This is a genomic window from Hymenobacter artigasi, assembly GCF_012275535.1.
Taxonomy (GTDB): Bacteria; Bacteroidota; Bacteroidia; order Cytophagales; family Hymenobacteraceae; genus Hymenobacter; species Hymenobacter artigasi.
Map to the genome: position 1 here is coordinate 78,959 of NZ_JAAVTK010000015.1, position 7,492 is coordinate 86,450.

Annotated in this window: 6 protein-coding genes; 4 read left to right on the forward strand and 2 right to left on the reverse strand. The window is 61.1% G+C overall.

The genetic code is table 11. From position 1 onward, the window contains the following. The first annotated feature begins 34 nt into the window (after window positions 1-34). From HBN54_RS19595 to HBN54_RS19610, 4 genes are all read left to right on the forward strand, one after another. Window positions 35-598, forward strand: a complete 564-nt coding sequence (locus tag HBN54_RS19595) for a hypothetical protein (RefSeq protein WP_168674921.1) — start codon at window positions 35-37, stop codon at window positions 596-598. Window positions 599-712: 114 nt separating this feature from the next. Continuing rightward, window positions 713-1,321, forward strand: a complete 609-nt coding sequence (locus tag HBN54_RS19600; protein WP_168674922.1) for a hypothetical protein — start codon at window positions 713-715, stop codon at window positions 1,319-1,321. A 134-nt stretch (window positions 1,322-1,455) separates the two neighbouring features. Then, entirely contained in the window at window positions 1,456-1,929 is a 474-nt protein-coding gene (locus tag HBN54_RS19605) for an SHOCT domain-containing protein (protein ID WP_210428123.1), read from the forward strand. Between the two features lie 103 nt (window positions 1,930-2,032). Further along, complete coding sequence (locus HBN54_RS19610; RefSeq protein WP_168674923.1) at window positions 2,033-3,352, forward strand: tol-pal system protein YbgF; 1,320 nt, start codon at window positions 2,033-2,035, stop codon at window positions 3,350-3,352. 103 nt (window positions 3,353-3,455) lie between these two features. Here the strand turns inward: HBN54_RS19610 and HBN54_RS19615 are convergent, their stop codons facing one another. Next, window positions 3,456-5,972: a relaxase/mobilization nuclease domain-containing protein gene (locus tag HBN54_RS19615; RefSeq protein ID WP_168674924.1), complete on the reverse strand. Its 2,517-nt coding sequence runs from the start codon at window positions 5,970-5,972 to the stop codon at window positions 3,456-3,458. Then, a complete protein-coding gene (locus tag HBN54_RS19620; RefSeq protein ID WP_168674925.1) occupies window positions 5,969-6,454 on the reverse strand; it encodes a MobC family plasmid mobilization relaxosome protein in 486 nt (161 codons plus the stop codon). Before HBN54_RS19620 ends, HBN54_RS19615 begins: the two co-directional genes overlap by 4 nt. Between the last annotated feature and the right edge of the window lie 1,038 nt (window positions 6,455-7,492).

Sequence of the window (7,492 nt, forward strand, 5' to 3'; positions counted from 1 at the left end):
GCGGCTCTTCCCGGGTCCTCACCTCTCCCTCTTCATGCAGTCCCCCACCCCTATTTCCGCCGAACCAACCGCCGTATGCGTGCCCTTTTCACAGGCCTCTCCCGCGCAGGTCACTCAGGCCCTGGACACCGTCCGGCAAGCAGTGGGGCCGCAGTTCCCCCCACTAGTGAAGGGAACGTGGGCCAACGCGATTCGAGCATTGCAACCCGACCTGTGGGTGGCCCCAACATCCGTCTCCCTTGACGAACACGACCTCGCCCGCCTGGTGCAACACCTGGATGCCTTGCCGGCCATCGTCAACGCCCGGGCGGGGCATGGACGGGGCAAGCTCTTTTTTACCCGGCAGCCGATGAGCTGCCCGGCCGAGCTCCTGCGTGCCCTGACCGAAATGGAAGCCCACCCGCAGGCCAGCGGCCCGGCAGTCTACCAGCTGGTCACCGGCCTGCTCCGGACCCGCGCCGAGGCCGACGAGCTGAACTGGGCCAAGGTCCCGGACCCGCGCGAGGACGACGGCACGGACCCGAAACAGGCCCGCGCCGCCCTACTTGCGCGCTTGGCGGCGCTGGACCGCGCCCGCGGCGTGTCGGGTCCCGGGTAACGGCTGTTCCTGGTTCGGCGCAGCGTACCGGGCCTCAGGTGAGTGTACTCCCAGTCGCCGCCCGGTCCCGTGCCCCCTTATATTTCCCGCCTCACCCTTCCCCTTTTTTAGCCCATGTCGGTTTCCTCTCGTTCCGTTTTCGGCCCCGCTGCCCTTTTGCTCCTGACCGGCAGACTGCTGGCGGGTTGCTCGTCGCCAAGCCCCACCACCGCTTCGGATGCCGCAGTGCCCGCGGATGCCCCTGCCTCTCCCTCGCCCGCCTTTCCCTTCGGCGGCAAAATCGATTCCTTAGATGGCATCGCAGGCCACAAGTTTGGTGACCCGTTGAGCGCCTTTCCCAAGCTGCGGCTGCTCCCGGCCATCCCGGGCGTACCGGTTAGCCCGACGCAGACCTACACCAGCGAGGGAACCACCGGCTGGTTCGGCAAGCACCGGGCACAGGTGCCCACCCAGCTCTACTCCTTTCTCAATGGCAAATTCTGCGCCTTCGTGGCCCTCGGCGACCCGGCCGTGTTGCGGCCGGAGGCGAACTACCTGTTCGGCCCCGGGCTGGCGCAGGGCCAGGCCCAACTCTTCTGGGAGGGGAGCCGGGCCCGGGCCGTATACGCGGAAAAAGCCGCCGGCTTTGGGCGGGAAGGCCGCCTGGACGTGCTGAGCAAGCCCTACGAAGCCGAACTGGCCGCCCGGGCCAGCGCCAAGCTCAAAGCCGAGAACGCGCAGTAAGCCCCCGCACACCAAACTACCACCGCATCCCGCACGGTACCCTCCGGTTCATTCCTTACCCTTTGTTTATGAAACGTTTCCTGCCCGGCCTGGTGGCCGTTTGCCTCTAATCCACCCCCTTACAGGCCCAGATTGTGGGCAAGTCCGTCCCGGAATTCAAAACCACGGCCGGCACCGTGGTGCACGTGGGCGACACGCTGCGCCTGGGCCGTGGCTCGCTGCCCAGCGGCGAGTTTCAGTATGTGTTTGTGCCGGCCAACGTATTCACGGGCAGCCCGCAAATCAACTTCAACTCCCAGATGAGCAACCTCTCCGTGCGGGTGAAGGACCTGCGGTTCCAGCCGTCCAAAAACTACGGCAACAAAACCGTGGCCGTCGTCAAGGCCAACACCCTCAACAGCTGCGTGGACCTGAACGCGGCCGAAGACGCCGGCGAAATCGTCACCGCCAACACCCGCCAGGCCGCCGTTTCCGCCGCGGCAGCTCCGGCCAGCGTGGCCTCGTTCCGAAGCACGGCCGATGAGTTGCTCAAAATCAAGCAGCTCTACGACCAGAAAGTACTCACCAAGGCCGAATACGACGCGCAGAAGGCCAAACTGCTAAAATAGTCCCGTACCGGTCTCGTGGTCCGGCGTAGCTTCGCCACCCGCAACCCCTGCTGGTGGCTGCGCCAATACCGCGGCGACCCGAACGACCAGGCCTATTTTTACCATGAAACGACGCTTAAATAGCCGGCCGCTACGCTCCCCGGGCCGGGCCGCATTTACCACCTTACGGCTGGCGCTTGGCTTATTCCTGCTGGCCCTCGCTGCTCCGGCGGGCTGGGCGCAACGGCTAGACACGGCCCGGGCGGTACCGCCCCCGGCGACAGTGGCGCTGGACAGCGTCGCGGTCGCGCCCCAGGCGCTCGACACGAAAGGCTGGCTGCTGCTCAACCCCGATATCAAGACCGAGCTGGACGGGGCCGTGCACAACCTGTACAACTTCCAGTTCGACAAGGCCGAGCGGCAGTTTCGCTCCCTGCGCCGCCGCTACCCGCAGCACCCGATGCCCTACTTTCTGCTGGGCCTGAGCACGTGGTGGAAAATCATGCCCTCCAACGCGCAGAGCACCCAGTACGACCGGGTGTTCTTTTCCTACCTGGACACGGCCATCGTCAAAGCCCAACGCCTCTACGACGCCGACCACCAGAACTACGAGGCCACCTTCTTCCTGGCCGCGGCCTACGGCTTCGATGCCCGCCTGCACGCCGAGCGCAACGACTGGCGCAAGGCCACGATGAGCAGCAAGCGCTCGCTGACCTACCTGCAAAAGAGCCGCGCGGCCAACGGGCTGAGCCCCGAGTTTGCCTTCGGGGAGGGCCTGTTCAATTACTACGCCGTCTGGATTGCCGACGAGTATCCCTGGCTGCGGCCCGTGCTGCTCTTCTTTCCCAAGGGCAACCAGCAGCAGGGCCTGGCCCAACTCAATACGGCAGCCCAACAAGGCTTCTACACCGGCACGGAGGCCCGGTACTTCCAAATGCGCATTTTGGGCAGCGCGCGGGAACACCGGCCCGCCGAATCCCTGGTTGCGGCGCGGTCCCTGGCGCGGGACTTTCCCGACAACGCCTGTTTTGCCCGCAGCTACGCCACTCAGGCCTTTGCCCAGGGGGATTTTGCCGCCTGCGAGCAAATCAGCCGGGACATCCTGGAAAAGCTCAACCAGGGCCGAGCCGGCTACGAAGCCACCAGTGGGCGCGTGGCGGCCTACCATTTAGGTTATTTGATGCAAACCCGCGACCATGACCCAGTCCAGGCGGCGGACTACTACCGCCGCTGCCTGGTGTTCTGCGAAACGGTACAGGCGACAACGGGCTACTACGTGTTCGCAAATGCGGCCCTGGGCCGTCTTTCGGCCCAGCAGCAGGATGTAGCTGCCGCCTGCCGCTATTACGCCGTGGTCGTGGAAAAGGCGGGCAAGCACGAAGCCTGCTATCGGGAGGCGCGGGCTTATTTAAGCCACTACAGCCCACTGAAGCACCCCTCATAGCAGACGCTCGTTTCGTGGCCAGCACCGCCACCTATTGCTAGCGGCAACAGTGTTTCCCCACCGATGTAGCGCTTGTCAGTCACATTCGTCGCGCTCACCCGGCTCAGTCCCCGTACTCAACCCCTTTCTCCGGAGCGGGGGATTTGCCGCCGCGGGCTACTCGGCACCGGTCTGTTTCCCGCACTTCGATGGCCGGTTCCTCGTGCGTCCATTTATCAAGTAGCACGGTCAAGGTTTTTACATCCGCGCGTTGCGTATGGTAGGCTACTTCCAGCTCCACCGCCCTGGCAGACGCACTGGGCACCTCCCGGGCAACGGCTCCGGTTTGCTGCAGCAGCACCGTTACCGACCCATTGGGTGCCGCTGCCTGAATGGCTGCGGAGTCGGCAAAGGCGACCGTAGCCTGCGCGTATTCTCCGCTTCGCACCGGCCATTCGGCTGGTGAATGGCCGAGGCCAGGGATGTGTTCCCGCACTGTCATGCCTTTCGAGTCTTGAACCTTCACCAGCACTGCGTTTACTTCATCCAATTGCGCTCCGTGTAATGGGTGGGTGTAGGTCAAAATAATGCTTCCTGCTGCTCCGATGGCCGGTGGATTCGTGAGAGTAACCAAAGCGCCAGCTTCCACAAGGGCCGCCTGTACGTTATTCGCCCGCTGGGCCGCTGTTAGCGCCAAGCTAGCAAACACTTCTATTTGCCCTTGTATCCGTTCCGGTAACTGCACCACCGGCTGCACCACCGGCGTAGGCATTGCTTCGATGGGAGGGCGCATCCGTTCCGCCTGATGGGCAGCGATAACTTCGGTTACCTGCGTGTCCTCATCCCGGCCATTGGGTTGCAGGTCAACCCGGGGGAAATGCCGGTGGCTTTCCACATGCAACAGCCGGGCGGTGCCGTCCAGCCCTGTTACCTCCTGGTACCCTTGCTTTCGCACTTGCTCGTTGTACTCGGCCCGATTAGTAAAGTTTCCCGCCGCCAGCACTTGTTCCAACTGCTGGAGCGCCTGCGCCTGGCCTTGCTGTTGGTCGGCCACGACGGCGCCCACCTGGGTGGCGAGCGCGGGGGCGGTTAGGCCACCCAACTGCACCTCTTTCACAGCAAATCGTTCGCCGGTTTCCAAGTGCTCAATTTTTAGGACATTACCAGGTTCTTGCCGAAACGCACACCCACGCGTTTCCACTTGTTGCTGGTAATCTTCGTAACTGGTAAGCGGGGTCTTCGGAGCCAACAGAGTCTGGGCAACCGCCTCACACGTCTGCTCCCACGCCGCCTCGCGGCGGGCAGCCCGGCGCGCATCGGCATCCGCCAACAAGTCCGCCACCGTTCCCTGACGCAGGACTTCCTTTTCGCGATAAAGCTGCCCGGTCACCTCTAGGCGAAACAGCTCCACCTGCCCCAGTGCCGGCGGCGGCAGCAACGTTATTCCGTCCAGTTGCAGCCGCTCGGTCAGTTCGGCACGGCTGGACAAGAGCGGCGCCTCTTGCACGTGCGCGATTACCGTTTCTATATGGGCCCGTCCCTGCGCCCAGCTGCGGGCCGCCTCTTCCTGTTGCCGAGTGGTGACCTGCCGCTGCTCCAATTCGACGGCAATCTTGAGTTGGTCGGCCAAGGGCGGAGCCTCCGGCCCGCCGGGCAGTACCGCAGCTAGTGCAAACAGTTCCTGGCTTTCCCGGTGACGCACGTGGGTCAGCTGGTGCATCTGCGGGTCGCTTATCAGGTCGTAGGGCTGCGTGCGCAGGCGATAAAAAAACTGCGCCGGGGAGTTCAAGCCCGAGTCCCGGGTTTGCGTAAGGGCCGCCATTGTTTCCAGCCGCGCCGCCTCCCGCATCTGCTCCTGGCGCACCTGCTCCTGGTGCAATTCCCGATTCCGGACCAGTAGCTTTTCCAGGCCGGCCAGTCCGTAGTCCCGCGCGACCTCGCTGCCGTTAAACCGATGCCCGTCTTTTTCAAAACTGATGCCTGCCACGACGCCTGCCTTGGTGACGAATTCGCGCGACTCGATGCCTTGCGCCCGGAGTATCTTCTGCAGTTCCCCGCGCTCCGTCACTCCCGCGTGTACGGCTCGACCAATGGCCTGGCGTATCTCCGCCCGCGCCCGGTCCGGCCCCTCGATGCGCTCCGGGTGTTGCAATTCCGGCTGGCTGCTCCCCCGAGCCGGCGTCAGGTTAAATTCCTTTTCCAGCAATTGATTGATACGCCGCGCCTCCAGAAAATTCCAGTTATCGGCCACGGTCTTTCCATTGTTGCCAACGCGGTTGGCTACAATGTGCACGTGCTGATTATCCTCTCGGTCATGGTGGCGGATGATAACGTACTGCGTCTTGTTCAGCTTCATCTCCTCCACCCAACGCTCGGCAATTTCCAGCATCTTCGCACTGTCGAGCCGGGCGGCATCGGCCGGGTTGAAACTGATTGCCGTATGCCAGACGGCGTTGCCCAAACTCGGATTCTGACGCCGCCGCCGGTTGAAGTCTTCGAGCATCTCGGACGCGCTCGTTTCGCGAACGCCAACCGCGAGCAACACTTCCGGCTGCTTGTCGCGGGGCGCATCGCGCGGCCCGTTGTGCAGGTAGAGGAGCAGGCCCCGAAACTGTTTACCGACGACGTTGCGGGTGTTCATAAGCGGGCCATTTTGCTCAAGAGACCCCGCAATTCGTCGCACACTTTCTCCACTTCCAGGGCGGCGACGGCATAGCCATCGCGGTTGGCCGCCCGGGCCAGTTGATTGAGATTATTTACTCCCCCGGCCAGTTGCGTCAACTGGTTTTCCTGCGCCAGGGTCAGGTGGCTTCGCTTAGGAAACTTAACCTTACGCCGGGTCAGTAAGCCCTCCACTAGGCCGCCAGCAAACTCTGAGATGGTTACTTCGAGGACGCCCGCGCCCTCATACAGCCGCACGTAAACGCGCGGCGAAACGTACATCGTCACTTTCGTTAGCTTTTCCTGTGGGTCCTTTGCTGGCCGCCCGCCCTTTTTATCGGATGCTTTTTTTAACGGATTGCCAGTCGGTTCGGGTTGATTACTAGACGCAACTCCCGGTGACGCTGGGACATCATTGGGCGAAGCAGAAGGTTGAGCAGAAGGGTCCGGAAGCGGGTGCATAGATGAAGTGAATAAGGGTATTTGCGACCAAAAGAAATTAAAGAGAAGAGGGTTTTGAGCGTTAATTACATGTCTGGCTACCTGTAAGTAAATTAAGACCTACCAGAAAGAGCTTCCTCCCCCGCTGCCCTAAAAACGCACATCGTTTGAAAGCTACTCTACACTGCCTCAATTTCCAAATAGTTCCCGCACTAGCATCATCTCTTCTGCTCTACCAAGTCCATTTTTGGCTTCCCCGTTTTCCTTAACGATGTCTTCCTAGTCCGGGAAATCCGCAAGACCGCAACACCTAAGCCATAGAATCCGCTACCCATCGTACCCATCCCCCATCTCGCCACCCAGAGTCACCAGCCCCATTGAATTCCTCGGTTTGTTCTGTAATGTGCGCTCCGGACAAACCTTACTGTAGTCAACATCTTGCACGATTTAACCGGCAATGATTTTCTTAAAAATCCGCTACGCCCTTCACCAGCCCGAAGCAGAATCCGCTCAATCGAATCAAGACACCATTGAACCAACCTGTCCGAGCAGACTATTTGGCCCCAACGATTTTCTGACAAACTTCCCCAAATCAAGGACGAGAAGAAAGAACAAAAAAGCAAGAATGCCACAAGCCGGGCCTCCCAACAAAACGGTCCACCCTCTCTCTTCCCCGAATCGCCAAACATCGGTTATCCCTTACTTTCCCAACTCTCCGGTCTCCACTAAAACACCTTACCCTGCTACTCTTCCATTTTTCACGAAGGCTCCTGTGCTTGAAAGTCCAGCCAGCCCAGCCTCTGGAAAACAGCCGTTTCACTTGCCGCCAGTGCAATCAAAAACACCAAACAGCCGGCCTGCTACGAAAACCACTCCGTGCATTTTTTGTAAAAAACCGCCACGTGTATTTTCTGGGAATACCCACCTGCTCAACTGCACTCTGGGTTCACATCTTCTCAAACAAGTAGGGCTTCCGCACCAAAAGTAAGCTGGTCGTAGGCTAGTTTCGGGAATGGACCCTTTCGCTTCCTTTGCCCATTTAACGGACCCGCGCGTGCA